Raw genomic sequence first — 18,534 nt, 5'->3', positions numbered from 1 at the left:
ATCTATTAACCAGACCTGATGCATACAGTAAAACGCTCCGTCCTCCTTCCTTATAGCTGCGAACAGATGTTTGACCTGGTTGCAGAGGTGGAAAAATACCCTGAATTCATGCCGTGGTGTGGTGGCGCCAGTGTCAACCAGCGCGACGAAAAGGGGATGGAAGCCTCGGTTACCATCAGCATTGCGGGTATTCGTCAAACCTTCACCACACGTAACGAACACGATTATCCCAATCGGATTGTCTTGCGCCTGGTCAAAGGGCCCTTCTCGGCCTTGACGGGGGATTGGCAGTTTACTCCTTTGGGCGAAGACGGTTGCAAGATCGTCTTCACCATGGAGTACGAGTTCTCCAGTCGCGCGCTGGAAATGGTGGTCGGTCCCATCTTTAACCGCGTTGCCAACAGCTTTATCGACTCCTTCACCCGCCGTGCCCAAGAGGTCTACGGTGACTGAATTATCCGTCAGCGTGATTGTGGCTACTCAGGCGCAGGTCTGGAAAGCCGCCCTGCGTTTGCCTGCGGGCAGTCGTGTACGTGATGCCCTGTTAAAAGCTGGCATTGCCGAAGGCCTGCGTGAATGCGGCTTGCCGCCGCTGGACGACGAACAGGGACTGGACGGGCTGCACGTCGGTGTCTACGGCCAACGCTGCCAGCTGGACCAACTCTTGCAGGATCAGGACCGGGTAGAAGTCTATCGCGAGCTGGTCTTTGACCCCATGGATTCCCGCCGTCGCCGTTATGCACACAAGCTGGCTGCCCGCGCTGCCGCGAGACCCCGGCGCAAACCCGCCCGCGCCTAGTTCGCCTGTGCCTGATCATCAGGCCGCTACTTTAAGCTAGACTGTCGCCTCCCGCCTTGCACTGCCCTCTATGAAACGGCTGATTGTCATCAGCACGACAACTAAAGGGGGCGGCACGCATTATGGTGGGTAAAAATAAGGAGACAGACATGATACTGACAGACGATCAGAACGCTTTTGCGCAAGCGGCTCGCGAGTTTGCACAAGGGGAACTGGCACCGCATGCGGCACGTTGGGATGAGGAACAGATTTTCCCGATCGAGGCGTTCCGTAAAGCCGGTGAGTTGGGTTTTTGCGGCTTGTATGCCCCGGAATCCATCGGCGGCCTGGGCCTGGGGCGTCTGGAGTCCAGCCTGGTGTTCGAAGAAATGGCGGCAGTTGATCCCTCGACCACCGCATTTCTGACTATCCACAATATGGTTACCTGGATGCTCGGCACCTGGGGTACGGACGAAGTCAAATCCCAATGGGGCGAGCTGCTGAGCAGTGGCCAGAAACTAGGCTCTTACTGTTTGACCGAACCGGGCGCAGGCTCGGATGCCGCCTCGCTGCGGACACGTGCCGAGCGTGATGGCGACGACTACCTGATCAGCGGCAGCAAAGCCTTTATTTCCGGTGCCGGGGACACGGACTTGTTGGTGGTTATGGCTCGTACCGGAGGGGATGGCGCAAAGGGGATTTCCGCTTTTGCCGTACCTGCCGATGCCGCCGGTATCACTTACGGCCGTAAAGAGTTGAAGATGGGCTGGAATAGCCAGTCCACACGGGGCATTACCTTTGAGCGCGTACGCGTTCCTGCCTCGGCCATGCTGGGCCAGGAGGGCGAGGGCTTCAAACTGGCCATGAAGGGCCTGGACGGTGGGCGCATCAATATTGCCTGCTGCTCGGTAGGAGCCGCCCAGGGTGCTTATGATGCTGCCCGTCAATATATGCAGGAGCGCCGCCAGTTCGGCAAGCATCTGGACCAGTTCCAGGCTCTGCAATTCAAGTTGTCCGACATTCTGACCAGCGTGGTTGCCGCCCGCCAAATGGTGCGCCTGGCCGCTTCGCACCTGGACGCCGGTAGCAGTCAGGCCAGCACCTACTGCGCCATGGCAAAGCGTATGGCCACGGATCTGGGTTTTCAGGCCTGCGTGGATGCACAACAGCTCTTTGGCGGTTATGGTTACCTGAAGGATTATCCTGTTGAGCGACTGGTGCGCGATACTCGGGTGCACCAGATTCTGGAAGGCACAAACGAGATCATGCGTGTCATCATTGCACGACAAATCATAGATCTTGGAGCTGATATTCGATGACGGATTCTGTTTTGTTTGATCGCCTGCCCGGCCAGAACGGAAAGGCGATTGGTGTTGCTACGCTGAACCGCCCGCAAGCCCTGAATGGGCTTAATTTGGAGATGTGCCAGCTGCTGTTCAAGCAGTTTCAGGAATGGGCGCAGGATTCCAGTATTGCCATGATCGTGTTGCATGGTGCCGGCGAAAAGGCCCTGTGTGCCGGGGGCGATCTGCATTCGCTGTATGCCTCCATGCAAAAGAACCAGGGTGGTTCGGCCTGGGATAACGAGTACGCCCGCGAATTCTTCGATGTGGAATACCGCCTGGATTATCTGATCCACACCTTCCCAAAACCTATCCTGTGCTGGGGTGACGGGATTGTAATGGGTGGGGGCGTGGGCTTGTTCAACGGCGCCAGCCATCGTGTGGTGACCGATACCACGCGTTTTGCCATGCCCGAGATCTCCATTGGCCTGTTCCCCGATGTGGGTGGCACCTGGATGCTGTCACATCTGCCTGCGGGTATCGGCCATTTCCTGGCGCTGAGCGGCGCGCAAATCAACGCCTCGGATTGCTTGTTCCTGGGCTTGGCCGATGCCTACTTGCCACGGGTGCATTTCGATGCCTTGCTCAAGGCCTTGCAAGCCACGAACTGGTCTGATGAACGTGACGCTCGTGATAGCAGCGTGCATCAGGTCCTGCGTGGTCTGGCAGAGGGCGCTCGCCCCGATACCGGCCCGCTGGAGCAAAACTACGCCATGCTGCGTGATGTCTGCGCCAGTCGCGAGTTTGAACGCATTACACAGGCTCTGCAGCAGTGGCAGGACAGTGCCGACCCCTGGCTGTCCCGTGCCGCACAGACCTTCGCCAAAGGTGCTCCAGGTTCGGCTCGTTTGTCCTTTGAACTGCTGGAGCGTGTACACCACCTGTCTTTGGCTGATGTCTTCCGCCTGGAATACATTGTGTCGCTGCAATGTGGCGTACAGGGGGACTTCCAGGAAGGCATACGCGCACTGCTGATTGATAAAGACAAACAGCCACGCTGGAATCCGGCCTCGCTGGAACAGGCTGATGCCCGCTGGGTGGAACGTTTTTTTGTTCCCGCCTGGCCTGCAGAAACGACTCATCCCTTGGCTGACCTGTGATCCAGGCAGACCGCTGCGGCGCCTGACGGCGCCGTTTTCATAATGACGAGGAGACAAAATGAGTAACACAATTGCATTTATCGGGCTGGGCCATATGGGCAAACCCATGGCGCTGAATCTGCTCAAAGCCGGCCATAGCCTGAAGGTCTTTGACCTGAATGCAGAAGCCATGAAGGAGCTGCAGGCAGCGGGGGCGCAAGTGGGCGAGTCGGCGGTGCAGATCGCCAAAGACGCGCAGATGGTCTTTACCATGCTGCCTGCTGGCCGCCACGTTCGTCAGGTTTACGAGGGCGAGAACGGCTTGTTGCAGGCCGTGGCCCCCGGCACAGTGCTGGTCGATTGCAGCACGATTGATGCTCAAACCAGCCAGGATCTGGCGGCCAAGGCGGCCAAGCTGGGTCTGTTGATGCTGGATGCGCCTGTTTCCGGTGGTACTGGCGGCGCAATGGCCGGTACCTTGACCTTTATGGTCGGGGGCGAGGATCCAGCGCTGGAAAAGGCGCGTCCTTACCTGGAAGCCATGGGCAAGAACATTTTTCATGCAGGTAAAGCCGGTGCGGGCCAGGTTGCCAAGATTTGCAACAATATGCTCTTGGGGATTTTGATGGCGGGTACCGCCGAGGCCCTGGCTCTGGGCGTTGCTCACGGTCTGGACCCGGCAGTGCTATCGTCCATCATGGCGCGCAGCTCCGGCCGTAACTGGGCGACCGAGCTGTACAACCCCTGGCCTGGCGTGATGCCGGATGTGCCGGCTTCGCGTGATTATCAGGGTGGGTTTGCAACAGGTTTGATGCTGAAAGATCTGGGTTTGGCGGCCGATGCGGCCGTGAGCCAAAACAGTGCGACACCGTTAGGCGAACTGGCCCGTAACCTGTTCGCCTTGCATGCCGCACAGGGTCAGAATGCCGGGCTGGATTTCTCCAGCATTCTTAATTTGTACCGTCAGAAGAGCTAAGCTCTGGCAGAGCATAGGGCAGGGGCTGCAATTCCAGCGCCTGTCCTTGCTCCAGTTGAAACTGGCCTTGTTCCAGGTCCGCCAGTACCACTTCCATCAAGACATACAGACGCTGCTGCTCGGCTTGCCAGGCGCGGTTGATAATGCGCGCAGCCGCAACCGGCTCTGCACCTTGAGAGACCAGGAACACATCGGCGGCTTCTTGCACCTGTGGTGCCGTGTCCAGAATGGCGCTGCGGGCGGCCATCATGCGGCGCTTGATCGTGCCTCGATAGTGGCTGCGTGCCACCACTTCCTGGCCGGGATAGCAGCCTTTCTTGAAGTTGATGCCGTCGATCAGGTCCAGGTTCAGAGTCTGGGGAATGAACAGATCCTGCGTGTCGGCGCTGATCCAGGGCAAGCCCGCCAAAATATCCGCCGTTTCCCAACGACCCTCAGAAGCCGGAGCGTTCGTATCCTGCTGGGGAGAAATCCGCCAGTAGCGATTCAAGCCGTCCAGCTCGCCGGGGGCTTGGATGAAGGTGTCGTCACCATCGCGCTGCAAATTCCAGACCGCTTGGGCAGCGGATTGATCCGCCACACCGTAAACCTGCAACTCGGCCAGACTGATCGTCACTTTGCTGCGCAGCACGAACATGCGCAGGCGCTTGATCAGGGCCTCGCTCAGGTCACGGCGCACCAGGGCATAGACGGTCTCGTCCTGTTCGCGCCACAAGACCATGGTCGCCAAGCTGCGACCTTTGGCGGTGCAATAGGCCGCGATGCAGGCGCGGTCGGCTGCCAGATGCTCCAAATCATTGCTGACTTGAGCATGGAGAAAGGACACGGCATCGGCTCCCTGAAACTGGAGGACGCACAAATCAGGCAGGGCGAAAGAGGAGGGGGCTGGCATTCCGGTCATGGCTGAGCGAAAAAAATAAATTTAAACATCAATGATACCGTGTGTGAGGCCGGTTTCAGGGGCATATCCCCGCTGGGATCAGGGCATGAGCTGGATAGCGCAATCCGGTAGCGCGGGCCTGTCCCGGTTTCTGTGTTTGACTGTGACACATATTCAGGAATATGCCGCCTTATTCTGATTACAATAGCGCTCGCATGAAAAAAACTGTCAAGATCTTCTCTGCCCTGTTGGGCCTTCTGGTGGTCGTCGCCTGTGTGATAGCGGGTGGCGCCTGGTATTGGGCCAAGAAGCAGCCCGTGACGATGAGTGCTGAACGCATCGACTATGTGGTGCCTGCAGGCTCTGGCCCCCGTGCGATTGCACGCAGCATGCAGCAGGCCGGGATCGATATCCAGGAAGATGCTTTTGTCTGGATGGCGCGTCTCTCTGGCCTGGATACCTCCTTGCAAGCGGGGGCTTACGAGGCCGTGCGTGGTGATACGCCATGGATGGTGATGGAGCGCATGTCCAGCGGCAATATGCTGCAAACCCGCCTAACCATTCCTGAAGGCTGGACCTATCAACGCATTCGCGAGACGTTGGCGAGCAATCCCCAGGTTCGCCAAACCTTGAGTGATATCAGCGATGCAGACTTGCTGCAGCGTTTTGGCTTGGATGCTGTACATCCTGAAGGTCTGTTCTATCCCGATACCTACGTTTTTGTACCGGGTACGGCAGATGTGGATATCCTGCGGCGCGGGTTTCAGGCTCAGCAGGAACTGCTGGAACAGCTATGGGCGGACCGGGACGCGGATTTGCCCTTGAAGACGCCATACGAGGCCTTGATCATGGCCTCTATCGTGGAGCGTGAGACAGGCCACAGTCAGGATCGAGCGCGTGTAGCCGGGGTGTTCATGAACCGTTTGCGCGTAGGCATGCCATTGCAGACAGACCCGACTGTTATTTACGGCATGGGTTCAGCCTATGACGGCCGTATTCGCAAGCGCGATTTGACGACGGATACCCCCTGGAACACGTACACGCGCAATGGATTGCCTCCCACGCCGATAGCCAGTCCTGGCAAGGCTTCCTTGATGGCGACTTTGCATCCCGAAAAGCATAATTTCTATTATTTTGTATCGCGTGGCGATGGAACCAGCGAGTTCTCGACGAATCTGGCTGCACATAACCGAGCCGTCGCCAAATATATTCTGAAACGCTAAACCATTCAGGCCCTATCAGGGGCCTGAATGTTTTTTGGGGGCGGTTTGGTGACACTTGTATGGCTGAGCGCTATCCAAGGCCAGGGAGTCAAAGCTTCAAGCCGTGCCGTTGCGTGAAGCCCGTCCACAAATCATGGACCTTGCTGGCCAGTTCTTCCAAGCCTGCGTCATTGCGAATCAGATAGTCCTGGGGGGCGCGTTCTACACCCCATTCGGAAGAGTGCTGGCTGATCACTGGATTGCCAGGGCGTTCGATATGCCAGATCTCTCCACCATGTTCACGGATGAAATTGGCCTCGTTTTCGTAACGAATGTCTTTAATCAGCAGACAACGGGCCTGACTCATATCAGGAAGCTGGTGGCTGGGCAGGAACAGGGGCAAGGTTTGGCGACGCTGCTCGTAATCCGGGTATTCGGCCAGAACCTGATTGCGTAGATGTTCGGCCGCCTGACGCGGACTCAAACCCCAAAAGGTATCCACATGATCCGCCCGCTCATCATCCAGGTGCTCAGGCACCATGCCGTAAATCGCGGCTAGAGCCAGCGCCCAGACCGAGTAGTCCTGAATGCTCCTGGCAAGGGGGGAGCCCGGTCCAAACTCCAGCACATGTTGGGCGCGGCGTAGCCAATGATCGGGATCGCGCTGGCGCATCCAGTCCGTTCCCAGTAGCTGGAAACACTGTCTGGGGGAGCGCTGCCACAGGGCAATAGGCACTTCTTTCAGGCTGTCGTCTGTCCAGGCTTGGGCCGGACTTAGACCAAACAGCACTTCACAGCCCATTTTCACGGGGTCGGCCAAGGCATAGGCGGCCAATAAAGGGTTTTGTGCCAGTAGTAGATTGGCGACGGTATCTTTGCCTGAACGCGCTTTGGCGGCCAGCCCGATCAATAAGCTCACTTCATCATCCTTGGTAGTGGAGCAGGCATTTTACCGGTTCATATTACAATGTGCGCTGAGCTGTTCAAGCGGGGGCGATTGCCTGGTCTTTCCTGCGTGAATCAGGCCTTTTGATGTGCAACCTTGAGGCAATACGGTGTCTGATAGTTTGACTTTTCTACCTTGGCAAATCGCGACCGCCAAAAATTGGCTGGGCAATCAGGAGCGTTTTGCCCATGCCTGGCTGATCCACGGTCTGCCGGGCATCGGCAAGACGCAATTCGCCCGCGCGGCCGCCGCCAGTTTATTGTGCGACCAGCCGGTGCAGGGTCTGGCTTGTGGCCACTGTCAGGCCTGTCAGTGGGTGCGGGGGGGAAATCACCCGGACTTGCGCCTGCTGCGCCCGGATGCGGTTGCGCTGGAAGAGCAGGGGCCAGACACCCAGGAAGGGGACTTGGCCAAAGAGTCGGCTGCCCGCAAAAATCCTTCCCGGGAAATCCGGGTGGAGCAATTACGGCAGTTGCAGCACTGGTTCAATACGGCCACTCATAGAGGCGGGTGGCGAGTGGCGGTGCTCTATCCGGCTCAGGCTCTGAATCTGGTATCGGCCAATGCCTTGCTGAAGGTGCTGGAAGAACCTGCGGACCGCACGGTTTTTCTGCTGGTAGCCGATGCGCCAGATCGGCTGTTGCCTACACTGGTATCGCGTTGCCGCCGTTTGCCTTTGCCCGCACCGGATGCTCAGCAATCGGTGCAATGGCTGGAGCAACAAGGGGTGGATCAAGCCTCGGACTGGTTGGCTGCCTGGGGTGGTGCCCCACTAAAAGCGTTAAGCGCCAGCCAGGATATGAATGCGCCGTGCCCCGATTGGTTAAGCGTCTGGATGGATGGGGTATTGAAAGCAGGCCGTGAGGCGGATTTGTCCTTGGCCGATACGCTGGAAAAACTGCCTGCTCAAGAGTGGATTGACCATTGGCAACGCTTGTTTGTCGATATTCAGCTGGGTGGTTTTGCCCAACCGGCGCGTTACTATCCTTCCCTGCAAAAGCGCATTGATGCCTTGGCAGCCCAATCCAACACCACAGCGGTGACGGAAGCTCTGAAGTGGCTGGTGCAGCAAAAGCGGCTGGGGAATCATCCGCTCAATGCTAAATTGTTTATTCATCATGCCCTGGACCGTTTGCACCAGGCATGTCGTCGTGTTTAAAAAAGTACCGTCTAATCATGTTTGTTGATTCGCATTGCCATCTTAATTTCCCTGAACTTGCTGAAAATCTGGACGACATCCTGGACAAGATGCGCCAGAACCAGGTGGGCTGTGCGCTGGTGGTCAGCGTGGATATGGACGACTGGCCCGGTTTGATGGAGCTGGTGCGTCCCCACGGCCATTTGTTTGCCTCGGTTGGCGTGCATCCGGATTATGAGAAAGTCACCGAGCCTACCGTCCAGGAGCTGATCAAACATGCTCAAGATCCCAAAGTGGTGGCTATTGGCGAAACGGGTCTGGACTATTACCGCTTGCAAGAGCCCCTGGATTGGCAGCGTGAGCGTTTCCGCACCCACATCCGTGCCAGTCGCGAGTCGGGCCTGCCCTTGATCATCCATACCCGCTCGGCCAGTGAAGACACCATTGCCATCATGCGTGAAGAGCAGGCGCAGATTGCCGGGGGCGTGATGCACTGTTTCACTGAAACCTGGGAAGTGGCACAAGCGGCCTTGGATCTGAATTTCTATATTTCCTTCTCCGGGATTGTGACCTTCAAGAACGCTACCCAGCTGCAGGATGTGGCGCAACGCGTGCCGCTGGATCGTCTGCTGATCGAAACGGACTCGCCGTTTTTGGCTCCTGTGCCGTATCGAGGCAAAACCAATAATCCTTCTCTGGTCATTCATGTGGCTGAGAAGATTGCGGAGCTTCGTGGGATATCGGTAAAGGAAGTTGAAGAGGCTAGCGCAGAGAATTTCTTCAAATTATTCAGTAAGGTACAGCTTTAAGTTAATCTGGTTTAGAGGTTTTGATGAGGCTTTTGTGACTGCTTGAGCCAAGGTACAGGATCTTGAGCGGAGGTGGCTTAAAGTTGATTTAAAACTTTAAGAAAATAGTTTAACTGATTGATTTTTATAGTAAAAATTAAAATTTTTTTATTTTCTCTGCCTTTCGGGCTTAGTTCGGATTCACTAAAAAATCTAAATTTTTGTTAGTAATCAATGGCTTATTGATCATTCTTAAACCTGTTTGTAGTTAAATGCTTCTCGCCTGGATAGAGAGAAGCAACGCCTGAAGCGGCATCTATCTGTACTTTCATAACCTGATAAAGCACTTTATGAAAAGGATTTAACAGCATGAATTTTAAAAGAAAAATACCCAATAAAACCATCCTTTCTGTGGTGCTTCCTTTGGCCTTTCTGCTGTCAGCCCCTGTGTCGGCGCAGGAACCGGAGCTTGAAAGCCGAAATTGGTATTTGGCGCTGGAAAATGACCGACCCAACATCATCGAGCAGGAGTTCATCAAGGGGGCGAACCCCAACGCAGTCGATTCCAAGGGCAATCCTTCCTTGATGCTGGCGATCCGCAACAAGTCCTGGAAAGTGGTGGACACTTTGCTGGCTAACCGTCAAACCAATGTAAACATCGAGAACGAGGCCCGCGAAACTCCCATGATGTATCTGGCCCTGATGGGGGAGACCGCTCGTTTGCGTGATCTGCAAGCACGAGGGGGGCAGGTGAATCGGGTGGGCTGGTCACCTTTGCACTATGCCGCTTCCAAAGGACATGAAGAGACGGTGCGCTATCTGCTGTCTCAGAAAGCGATTGTGAATGCACCTGCACCAGACGGAACCAGCCCCTTGATGATGGCGGCTTTGTCGGGCAAACGGGCGGTGGTGGATGTGCTATTGGCTGCCGGAGCGGATCCGAGTATGCAAAATGCCCAAGGTTTGAGTCCGGCAGACTGGGCGCGTTCAGCCAATCATGAACAATTGGCCAGTTATCTGGATCAAGCTGTAGCTCGTAAAGCGGCCGCTGCACCAGCCGCAGCGGGGACTTACTCCGGTGGAGCGGTACAGACTTATGGTGTGCCAGAGCGGGTAGAGCAGCCTGATCTGAATCGGGTGCAAACGGTGACGGTAGAGCCCGAGCCAGCTCCTGCAGCAGACAGCTCCAGTTCGAAACCTGCTTCGTCCAGCAGTACCAGTCGCTATTTTGACCTGGATCGTTTCGACAAGCCTGTACAGCCTTAAGTCTGGGGGCAGGATGTAAAAAGGAGCCTTGAGGGCTCCTTTTTTGTTACGGCAATAATCGGGAATGGTTGTAGTGATACTGACGTCCTGCACTGCGTTCGCAGCTGTGGTGACTCAGTATTTCTACAGGCAGGAAACCAAAACCCTTTTTATCTATTGCCGCTTAATTGCCCTTTTCTTGCGCCTTGGCCATATGGGAGGCATGCACAAAGGTCTGGAAACCTTGCAGGTAGTTGCTGAGCATTTTCTGGATATTCTCATCTTGCAGTTTGCCTTCCGCATCAAAGGAATTCTGCGCACGAGACACCAGCAACGAGCCGCCGCTGTACAGGGACACACCCAGCATTTTCAGCGTAGGTAACCAGGCTGCCTGGGAGGAGATCGTGCCAAAGCCCCCCATGGAAGCGCCAATCAGCCCGGTGATACGGCCCGAGAAGATGGCTTTCATGTCTGTGCGGGACAGCCAGTCGATCCCGTTCTTGAACACACCGGGTACGCCATTGTTGTATTCCGGGGTAACCAGCAAGAGAGCATCGGCGTTCAGGATCTTTTCTTTCAAGGCCAGTACGGCTTCTGGAATGCCGTCCTTGCTTTCGAGATCGCCGTCATACAGGGGGATGCCGTGTAGGGTGGCGACTTCAATCTCCATGCCTTGGGGAGCCAGGGCTTGAGCGGCGTGTGCCAAAGCGGTGTTGAAGGAGCTTTGGCGCAGGCTGCCTGATAAAGCCAGAACGCGGCAAGGGCCGGACAGATTCACCACGCCAGTCGTTTGACGCAGGGCCTCGCTTAACTGGTCAATGATCTGGATCCATTCCGGGGAATCCTGGAGTCGTTTTTCCCGAATGAACTCGGCTTGAGACTCGTTCCAGAAGGGAGCGTCAGCCAGCAGCACGTCATTAGGCAAAGGGCGGTGTTTTTCCAGAAAGCTGGCAATCGCCTCGGGGGTGTTGGGCAGACCCAGTTGAGCAAACAGGTCGTGAAAGCGGAACAAGTTATCAGACATGGTGGTAGGGGAGCTTGGAAGAGGGGATGATCGGACGCTAAGGGCGGGCGCGGCGCCAGTATGTATGGCTAAAGGTTCCGGGCTTTGAGTAGCGTACAAAAAATACTGTTTTTATTAACAGGCAGCCTGATATAGGCTGCCTGTCTATTTACGGTGACCCAAACGCTTAATTGGCGGGCAGGTAGTCAGGACGCAGAATGCCACGCAGTTCCGAGTAGGGCAGCAGTAGCTCTGGCTGACCGAAGGAATACGGGGCGACCTCGTACGGGTTGTACTTCACCAGCAAGCCCTGATCGGTCAGAGCAATGTTCTGGGCGGGCTGGAAGGGCCACATTCTGTCCCAACCAGCTCGGTCTTCACGTGCCTCACTCAGGCTGGAAACCCAGTTGTTGTGCGCCTGGCGTACCAGTTCCTGGAAAGGCTTGATCTTGCCGGGGGCAATAATGCGGTCCAGAGGCAAAGCGGTCTTCAGGCGATTGTCCCAGTTGATGAACTGGGTTGCTGTAATGCCGTGAGCCGCACCTGTCATGTAGATGCCCGAGCTTAGCTCTACGACCGTCAGATCTCGGTTCCGGTAGCGCGTACGGGCGGATAAATGCACTTCGTCACGATTATTGGCGGTAGCCCAGTAGTAGTTCTCGAATTCCTTCAAACCGCGATAACCAGGATGGCGCTCAGAGATAACCGTCATATGAGCCAGGCTTTCATCGACCAGCTTGGTCAGCTCGGCGTTGCCGGGGAAAATCAGAGATTTCACTTCCAGGCGCGGGCATTCACCGGTACAGCCTGGCTTGACATGCTTATAGTCCAAGGGCTGGGTAAAAACGCCATCTTTTTCAGTCTGATCCTGGGTTTGCGTTGGAATCAGGGAGATATTGCTGGGCGTGCTGGAACACGCAGACAGAGCCATGGCTGTCAGGCCAATAAGCAGCAGCTGATAGGGGCGCTGTAAGGTCATGGGATCGTAGTCCTATCGGATGGTTTTGGAATCTTGGCCAAAGAGGATTTGACGGGCCTTGTCGTCATGGACGGGCGAGCCGGGGTTGATCTGTTCGACCAAGGCATAGGCACGCTCAGTTGCGGGACGCGCACTAATACGCTCAAACCAACGCTTCAGATGCGGGAAGTCGTCCAGGTTCTGGCTTTGGCGCTGGTGGGAGACAATCCAGGGGTAGCTGGCCATATCGGCAATGGAGTAGTCCCCAGCAATAAAGTCGCGCTGCTCCAGATGTTTGTTCAGCACGCCGTAGAGACGGCCAGTCTCACGCACATAGCGGTCGATGGCGTACTCGATTTTGACGGGTGCATAGACATTGAAGTGGTGGTTCTGGCCTGCCATGGGGCCCAGGCCACCCATTTGCCAGTACAGCCACTGCAAGGTTTCGGTACGCACTCGCAAATCGGTCGACAGGAACTGGCCGGTTTTCTCTGCCAGATATTGCAGAATGGCGCCGGACTCGAACAGGGAGATAGGTTCGCCACCGTCTTGCGGAGCCTGGTCCACAATGGCGGGAATGCGATTATTGGGGGCGATACGCAGGAATTCAGGTTTGAATTGATCGCCTTGGCCAATATTGATGGGGTGGATGGTGTAAGGCAGACCGGACTCTTCCAGAAACATCGTGACTTTATGTCCGTTGGGAGTGGTCCAGTAATACAGGTCGATCATGTGTTCTCCTGGCTAAGTGAAGACGCTGGCCTGTCTGCAGCAAGCTACCCAGATGACGTATCCGGCGGCGCTGGGCTACTATTGTTCGCCTGAATACGGTTTATAGGAAGTCAAAGACTGTCATGAGCAAAATCTATCATAATCCGCGCTGCAGCACTTCGCGTAATGCCCTGGCCATGATGCGTGAAAAAGGTCTGGAACCCGAGATCATCGAGTACCTGAAAACACCCTTGTCGCGCAGCGAACTCAAAACTCTGATTGCGGCAACGGGCTTGACGGTACGCGAGGCCATGCGCAGCAAAGAGGCTGTTTACAGCGAGCTGAACCTGGGCAATCCCGATCTGAGCGACGAGGACTTGCTGGCAGCGATTGAAGCTAATCCTGTTTTGTTGAACCGTCCTATCGTGGTGACAGAAAAAGGGACGCGTCTGGCGCGTCCCCTGGAAGTGGTTCAGGAAATCCTTTAAACAGACTTCCTGAGTAGCGAGTGCTTCGCTATTACTGGGCAATGGCTTCCAGCGCAATACGGATAGTGACTTCATCACCGACGTAAGGCACGTTGGCGGCCATGCCAAACTCGCTACGCTTGATCTCGATCTTGCCGTCCGCGCCCAGGGCGGGTTTGTTCATCATGGGGTGCTTGGGCATGGTCAGGAAGGACTCAATGGTCATGGTCACGGGCTTAGTAATGCCCTTGATGGTCAGATCGCCCTTGGCGGACACAGGCTTGTCACCGTCGAACTGAATGTCCTTGGACACAAAAGTTGCTTCGGGGAACTGCTCGGTGTCGAAGTGATCCTTGCCCTGGATGTGTTCGTTGAACAGGGGAAAGCCGGTGCTGACCGAACGGGTGTCGACTTTCATGTCGATGCTGCCGGTTTTGGCTTCCTGGTCCAGGGTAACGGTGCCTTGTGCCTTGTCAAAGCGCTGGCTTTGCGTGCTCAGGCCCAAGTGCTTGTAGCTGAAGTGCACGAAGGTGTGGCTGGGTTCAACCTGATAGGTCACCGGCGCTGCCTGAGCGGCAAAAGCAAACAGAAAACTGGCGGACAGGGCAATCACTGGCTTGATCATGAGGGTGTAATCCTTGTTATGCAGGGAGAGGGAGGGGGCGCTGATGCGTCTGCTTACTTGGCATCAATCTTGAAGTTGACGGTGATCTCGTTGGCCACGATGTCGTAGCTGGACCAGGAGCCTTCACCGATAGAAAAATCGCCACGCTTGATTTCAAAGGCACCACTAAAAGTGGCTTTGTCGCCTTCGGGAGCCATGGTCGCCATGACAGTGACGGGTTGCTCACGGCCTTTGATCTGCAGCGTGCCTTGCACTTCATATTGCTGGTCGCTGACAGCGCGGAAACTCTTGGAGCTGAAAACGGCCTGGGGATGCGCGTCAATATCGAACCAGCGCACGTCTTGCAATTCATCATCGGCTTCTTCTGAGCCGGTATCAACGCTATCCAGGGCGACCTTCAAGACCACCTTGGACTGATCCAGGGCGTCGGGGTTGAAGTTCAGTTCGCCTTCAAACTTACGGAACTGACCATCCAGCTTCACACCCATCTGGGAATACTGAAAGCCGATTTCGCTATTTTGGGTGTCCAGAGCCTGGTAGTTCTTGGCATTGACGGCCAGACTGGTGCTCAGGCCCAGAGAGCCGATCAGCAGGGACACGAAGACAGATTTTTTCATGATTTGGCTTTGCCTAAAGTAAAGGTGATGCGGCCAAGCAAGCCGTCACGGTCTATGAACTGATGCTTCAAGGCCGCCAGAACATGCAGGCTGACCATGGCAATCAGGGCGTAATTCAAAAAGATGTGGACTTGGACCAGCAGCTCGCCCAAAGGTTTATCTTTGGAAACCAGATCGGGCAGGGGGATCACGCCAAACCACACCGTCTGAAAGCCTTTGGCAGAACTCATCAGCCAGCCTGTCAGGGGAATACCAATCATCAACAGGTACAACGCTGCATGACCACAGTGGGCCAGAGCCCGGCTGAAAACAGACATACCAGGGGGCAGAGCAGGGGGGCGGTTGAACAAACGCCAGAGCAGGCGCAGGATCACCAGTACCAGCAAGGAAATACCGGCCCATTTGTGCCAGGAATAGACTTGCAGTTTCAAAGGGGACAGGGGCAAGGTTTTCATGGTGTAGCCCACGGTCACCAGGGCGGTCAGGGCCAGTGCCATCAGCCAATGCAAGATGCGTGCGACTCGGGTGTAGCGTTGGCGATTCACTGGAACAGGGGTGATGCTCATTGATAATGCCTTTCATTTACGAAGCCAAGAAACTTTAACCTGTTTGTAAGCATCGTAAAAGACCAGATTTTGCAATGCAGTAATGCAATATTGGGGGGTATTGGTCGTGCATCTCTTGCAAGATGACTATTTTCTTGCAGCGTGTGACAAGGCTTTCAGGGTGGGGTGGGGGCGGGCTAAACTCCTTTTTTCAGCTCGCAAGCAAGGAAGTCTCTATGTGGAAAACAGCGTTGGTCGTCGTGGTAGCCGGTTTGTTGGCAGGATGCCAGGACTCGAAAAAGGCCAATGAGGAAAATTTCAACACGGCAATCCAGAGCTATCTGGATACGCGAGACGGCTTGTGTGTAGGAGTGCCTGGACGTGTGTATCCCTATCAGGCCGAGCACGATTCCCCCTTGATTGTGGAAGATCGAGCTCGTCTGGCTGCCTTGGCCAAGGTAGGTTTGTTGCGTCAGGTAGGAAAGGAAGAGGCACCGCGCTACGAGCTGGATGCCAATGCAGACACCTATTTGCGTCGTTCCAGCTCCGAACAGTCGCAGGGCGAGCATGATGCATTTTGTACGGGCCGCCTGGTTCTGGACCGTATCAACTACTTTACCGAACCGGCCAGCGCAGGCGGGTTTACCGTCAGTCAGGTGAGTTATGTCTATCATCTGGCCGATGCGGCGGGCTGGATCAAAGATAGCGCGGTTCAGGATACCTACGAGGATCTGCGCGCGTTGACGGCCCAGGAAGTCGAGGGGCAGGCACGAATGATTCTGACCAATAAGGGCTGGGTTCATCAGAATCTGTACAGATAGCCCGGTTCAATAGTGCAGCTTTGCATGATTGAGAGCTTGGGATGCAAGCAGCGAACTGTGCTTGGCAAGTAGCCGTAACGATGCGGCCGTTGTCACTTGTATTGATGCAAAGCGTTGCCCTGGGGTGCTGCTGTTGCTGCCAGTCTCGCTGCCAGCAATCAGGTTTCAGCAAGCAGGGGAGAGAGGTGGCTGACAGGCACCCAGCCCAGGGCGCCATCCTGGGGGCGCTGGCACCAGCACCAGCCATTCAGGATTTTCTCTCCTTGAACCCGATCGCCTTCATCCACATTCATTTCCAGCGCGCTGTAGTCTTGCAGGGCGCGACCGGTCCCAGCATCGGGCAGGCGCTCGATAATTTGTTCGGGCACCCATCCTCCAGGGTGTTCCTGAGTAGAGCAGTAAATCCAGTTATCCCAGTCTTCCGGGCCTTGATACCGTTCCCCAACTACAAGAAAGTCGCCTTTTTTCAGGACTAAGGGATTTGGATACTCAGAGCGAGGTGGGGTGGTGACCAGGTACTTCATCGTGGCGTAGCTCGCAAAGGTTGTCAGGCTGTAGCATTGTACGCATTAGCATGAGACGAACATGCTTTCCAAGAACCTTCCAGTTTCTCCTTTATTCGCTTCCCCTTAGCGCTGCGTCAGCCCTTGCCATACAGACTGATTCCCCAATAAAATGCAATTAACGGAAAAAACGGGTGCGAAATGAAAAAACGGTCTACAAGAGAAGAAGGGCAGTTTGATCTGCCTATTTTAGGCTCGCAGGCCGCCGACATTTCGGCGGAGGCCTTGTTTGATACCTGGTTGCAGCATCAACGCCCACCCATGGCACCCAGCACGCAGCGGGTGTATCGCACCTTGTGGCGGCGCTTCTTGCAGGCACTTCAGGATCATAAAAAGCAGTACACCCAGATCAAGCCTGTGGATATACGGAACTTTTTGAGCAATCTGGACGAAGTGCGCCGCCCGCAGCGTGAACGCTATCAACAAGTAATCGCCCGTGCTTATGAAGAACTATGTCGCCAGGATGGACGCTCCGAAAATCCTGCACTGGCCCCCGCCATCAACGACCCCTTCAAGGAAAGCTGGCGCCAGGCCCCTGACAACCAGGCCACCCAATTTCTTTCTGTAGATCAATGCTCTGCCACCATCAAGGCATTGCAAAATCGATGGCGTGTCCTGGAGTTGGCCAGTGATATGACCATTGCCGCCCGTTGGCGTGAATATCGAGATATGACGATTGTGGCTGTGATGCTGGGCACAGGCTTGCGGCCGGTGGAGTTGGGGCAGTTGCACCCTTCAGCTATCGGAGTGGCCCAACGCAGGGCCGACCCGGTGGAGTCGGACGAAGCAGATGAGGAGCACACCACGCAATGGCGCGATGGAACTACCCTGCTGAAATTGGCTGGAGCGACCAAGCGCGAGGTCGTAGCCCCCATCTGGTGCGAAGCCATATTGCGTAGCTGGCTGATTTTCAGTGGTGCAGAGGACGCTTCAGCTTGGGCCAAGGACAGCCGCGTTTTCCCCGGCTCTCGTCAAGTCAGCGCTGCCCGACCCCAGGCACAAATGAATCCGGCCACGCTGGCTCGCATTGTCAGCAAATGGGGCATCAAGCAGATGAATCTGGTGATGACGCCTCAGCGTCTGCGCAATACCTTTGGGGCGGGTTTGATCGAACGAGGTTTTTCCTTGCCTGAGATCGAAGAAATTATGGGTTATGCCCCCGGTGCAGCCAGTGCCTGGCGCCTGCAGGCGTCCTGGCTAGCATGGCTGGAAGCGCAAAAGACTCCGGCCGATCCCGCAATTACCGAGAATACGCAATCGGAATGAAGGGCTAGTCACGGTTTCGTCAGCTCCGGGAGGCATAATTTCAGATCCATTTCGCTTTATTGAGGAGTTTGAAGTGACGTCGACACCTGTTTTTCGTCGCGCTGTGGCAGCGGATCTGGAGGCCATCGTAGCCATGTTGGCCGACGATATTTTGGGCCAGAAACGGGAAAACACCAGCCTGCCTTTGGCTCAGTCCTATCTGGACGCTTTTGAGGCGATTGAAGCGGACCCCAATCAGTATCTGGCCGTTGTAGAGCTGGATGGCACGGTTGTGGGCACTTTGCAGATCACGTATATGCCAGGCCTGTCGCACCAGGGCGCGTGGCGTGGGGAGATTGAGTCTGTACGTATTGCTAGCGCAGCCCGTGGTACGGGTTTGGGGCGTTTGATGATTCAGTGGGCCATCGAACAATGCCGTGCACGCAATTGCCACCTTGTGCAGCTTACCTCGGATATGGCTCGTATCGATGCACATCGGTTTTATGAGCAACTGGGTTTCAAGGCCAGCCACAAGGGTTTCAAGATGACGCTGTAGGATTCTTTCTTCAGGATGGATCTGGGCCAAGAGCGGTCATAGAACAAG

General features: G+C 55.7%; 22 protein-coding genes. 13 read left to right on the top strand and 9 right to left on the bottom strand.

The window, feature by feature from the left end; all coding sequences use genetic code 11:
• Positions 1-18 precede the first annotated feature (18 nt).
• The 5 genes from NIZ92_RS10255 (at position 19) to mmsB (ending at position 4,176) form a co-directional block, all read left to right on the top strand.
• Positions 19-453 (top strand): type II toxin-antitoxin system RatA family toxin, encoded by a 435-nt coding sequence (locus NIZ92_RS10255; protein WP_009454121.1) that lies wholly within the window; start codon positions 19-21, stop codon positions 451-453.
• Positions 446-799, top strand: a complete 354-nt coding sequence (locus NIZ92_RS10250) for an RnfH family protein (protein ID WP_035271708.1) — start codon at positions 446-448, stop codon at positions 797-799. Before NIZ92_RS10255 ends, NIZ92_RS10250 begins: the two co-directional genes overlap by 8 nt.
• 149 nt (positions 800-948) lie before the next feature.
• Complete coding sequence (locus NIZ92_RS10245) at positions 949-2,097, top strand: acyl-CoA dehydrogenase family protein (RefSeq protein WP_254001878.1); 1,149 nt, start codon at positions 949-951, stop codon at positions 2,095-2,097.
• Complete coding sequence (locus NIZ92_RS10240) at positions 2,094-3,221, top strand: enoyl-CoA hydratase/isomerase family protein (RefSeq protein ID WP_035271706.1); 1,128 nt, start codon at positions 2,094-2,096, stop codon at positions 3,219-3,221. Before NIZ92_RS10245 ends, NIZ92_RS10240 begins: the two co-directional genes overlap by 4 nt.
• A gap of 58 nt (positions 3,222-3,279) precedes the next feature.
• Positions 3,280-4,176 carry a 3-hydroxyisobutyrate dehydrogenase gene (gene mmsB / locus NIZ92_RS10235; protein WP_026483274.1) on the top strand — a complete coding sequence of 299 codons (897 nt, stop codon included), beginning with the start codon at positions 3,280-3,282 and terminating at the stop codon, positions 4,174-4,176.
• Here mmsB and NIZ92_RS10230 read toward each other — a convergent pair.
• Positions 4,151-5,002: a folate-binding protein YgfZ gene (locus NIZ92_RS10230; protein ID WP_254001877.1), complete on the bottom strand. Its 852-nt coding sequence runs from the start codon at positions 5,000-5,002 to the stop codon at positions 4,151-4,153. The genes mmsB and NIZ92_RS10230 overlap by 26 nt on opposite strands.
• 269 nt (positions 5,003-5,271) lie before the next feature.
• Here NIZ92_RS10230 and mltG point away from each other — a divergent pair, with 269 nt between their 5' ends.
• Entirely contained in the window at positions 5,272-6,279 is a 1,008-nt protein-coding gene (gene mltG / locus NIZ92_RS10225; protein ID WP_060185099.1) for an endolytic transglycosylase MltG, read from the top strand.
• Positions 6,280-6,367: 88 nt separating this feature from the next.
• On the opposite strand, the gene NIZ92_RS10220 is transcribed toward mltG, so the two are convergent.
• A complete protein-coding gene (locus NIZ92_RS10220; RefSeq protein WP_254001876.1) occupies positions 6,368-7,177 on the bottom strand; it encodes a deoxynucleotide monophosphate kinase in 810 nt (269 codons plus the stop codon).
• Between the two features lie 136 nt (positions 7,178-7,313).
• Here NIZ92_RS10220 and holB point away from each other — a divergent pair, with 136 nt between their 5' ends.
• From holB to NIZ92_RS10205, 3 genes are all read left to right on the top strand, one after another.
• A complete protein-coding gene (gene holB, locus NIZ92_RS10215) occupies positions 7,314-8,363 on the top strand; it encodes a DNA polymerase III subunit delta' (protein WP_060185098.1) in 1,050 nt (349 codons plus the stop codon).
• Positions 8,364-8,380: 17 nt separating this feature from the next.
• Entirely contained in the window at positions 8,381-9,151 is a 771-nt protein-coding gene (locus NIZ92_RS10210; protein WP_035271697.1) for a TatD family hydrolase, read from the top strand.
• 348 nt (positions 9,152-9,499) lie between these two features.
• A complete protein-coding gene (locus NIZ92_RS10205; protein WP_254001875.1) occupies positions 9,500-10,396 on the top strand; it encodes an ankyrin repeat domain-containing protein in 897 nt (298 codons plus the stop codon).
• Positions 10,397-10,559: 163 nt separating this feature from the next.
• Here the strand turns inward: NIZ92_RS10205 and NIZ92_RS10200 are convergent, their stop codons facing one another.
• The 3 genes from NIZ92_RS10200 to NIZ92_RS10185 form a co-directional block, all read right to left on the bottom strand.
• The gene (locus NIZ92_RS10200; RefSeq protein WP_080748047.1) at positions 10,560-11,399 is read right to left on the bottom strand and encodes a DUF2789 family protein; all 840 of its coding nucleotides are present in this window, start codon (positions 11,397-11,399) and stop codon (positions 10,560-10,562) included.
• 166 nt (positions 11,400-11,565) lie between these two features.
• Positions 11,566-12,357 carry an RsiV family protein gene (locus tag NIZ92_RS10190; protein ID WP_035271694.1) on the bottom strand — a complete coding sequence of 264 codons (792 nt, stop codon included), beginning with the start codon at positions 12,355-12,357 and terminating at the stop codon, positions 11,566-11,568.
• 12 nt (positions 12,358-12,369) lie between these two features.
• Positions 12,370-13,068 (bottom strand): glutathione binding-like protein, encoded by a 699-nt coding sequence (locus tag NIZ92_RS10185; RefSeq protein WP_035271693.1) that lies wholly within the window; start codon positions 13,066-13,068, stop codon positions 12,370-12,372.
• Between the two features lie 122 nt (positions 13,069-13,190).
• Between NIZ92_RS10185 and arsC the strand changes: the two genes are divergently transcribed.
• A complete protein-coding gene (arsC, locus tag NIZ92_RS10180) occupies positions 13,191-13,535 on the top strand; it encodes an arsenate reductase (glutaredoxin) (protein WP_035271689.1) in 345 nt (114 codons plus the stop codon).
• Between the two features lie 31 nt (positions 13,536-13,566).
• On the opposite strand, the gene NIZ92_RS10175 is transcribed toward arsC, so the two are convergent.
• Genes NIZ92_RS10175 through NIZ92_RS10165 form a run of 3 tightly spaced genes read right to left on the bottom strand, consistent with a single transcriptional unit; the run spans position 13,567 to position 15,322 of the window.
• On the bottom strand, positions 13,567-14,139 hold the full coding sequence (locus tag NIZ92_RS10175; protein WP_009454094.1) for a YceI family protein: 573 nt from the start codon (positions 14,137-14,139) through the stop codon (positions 13,567-13,569).
• 53 nt (positions 14,140-14,192) lie between these two features.
• Entirely contained in the window at positions 14,193-14,756 is a 564-nt protein-coding gene (locus NIZ92_RS10170) for a YceI family protein (protein WP_035271687.1), read from the bottom strand.
• The gene (locus NIZ92_RS10165; RefSeq protein ID WP_035271685.1) at positions 14,753-15,322 is read right to left on the bottom strand and encodes a cytochrome b; all 570 of its coding nucleotides are present in this window, start codon (positions 15,320-15,322) and stop codon (positions 14,753-14,755) included. The genes NIZ92_RS10170 and NIZ92_RS10165 overlap by 4 nt, the downstream gene beginning before the upstream one ends.
• Before the next feature lie 215 nt (positions 15,323-15,537).
• Here NIZ92_RS10165 and NIZ92_RS10160 point away from each other — a divergent pair, with 215 nt between their 5' ends.
• A complete protein-coding gene (locus NIZ92_RS10160) occupies positions 15,538-16,122 on the top strand; it encodes a hypothetical protein (protein WP_254001874.1) in 585 nt (194 codons plus the stop codon).
• 158 nt (positions 16,123-16,280) lie between these two features.
• Here NIZ92_RS10160 and NIZ92_RS19630 read toward each other — a convergent pair whose 3' ends face one another.
• Positions 16,281-16,646, bottom strand: a complete 366-nt coding sequence (locus tag NIZ92_RS19630) for an SH3 domain-containing protein (protein WP_301555086.1) — start codon at positions 16,644-16,646, stop codon at positions 16,281-16,283.
• 180 nt (positions 16,647-16,826) lie between these two features.
• Here NIZ92_RS19630 and NIZ92_RS10145 point away from each other — a divergent pair, with 180 nt between their 5' ends.
• Both NIZ92_RS10145 and NIZ92_RS10140 read left to right on the top strand, forming a co-directional pair.
• Positions 16,827-17,951: a tyrosine recombinase XerC gene (locus tag NIZ92_RS10145; protein WP_254001873.1), complete on the top strand. Its 1,125-nt coding sequence runs from the start codon at positions 16,827-16,829 to the stop codon at positions 17,949-17,951.
• Positions 17,952-18,024: 73 nt separating this feature from the next.
• Positions 18,025-18,486, top strand: coding sequence for a GNAT family N-acetyltransferase (locus NIZ92_RS10140; protein WP_251196550.1), 462 nt, complete (start codon positions 18,025-18,027; stop codon positions 18,484-18,486).
• Positions 18,487-18,534: the final 48 nt, after the last annotated feature.

This window comes from Alcaligenes sp. 1735tsa3 (genome assembly GCF_024134565.1).
Taxonomy (GTDB): domain Bacteria; phylum Pseudomonadota; class Gammaproteobacteria; order Burkholderiales; family Burkholderiaceae_B; genus Alcaligenes; species Alcaligenes phenolicus.
The sequence above is the reverse complement of the archived record's forward strand: the minus strand, read 5'-3'. Positions and strand labels throughout refer to the sequence as shown.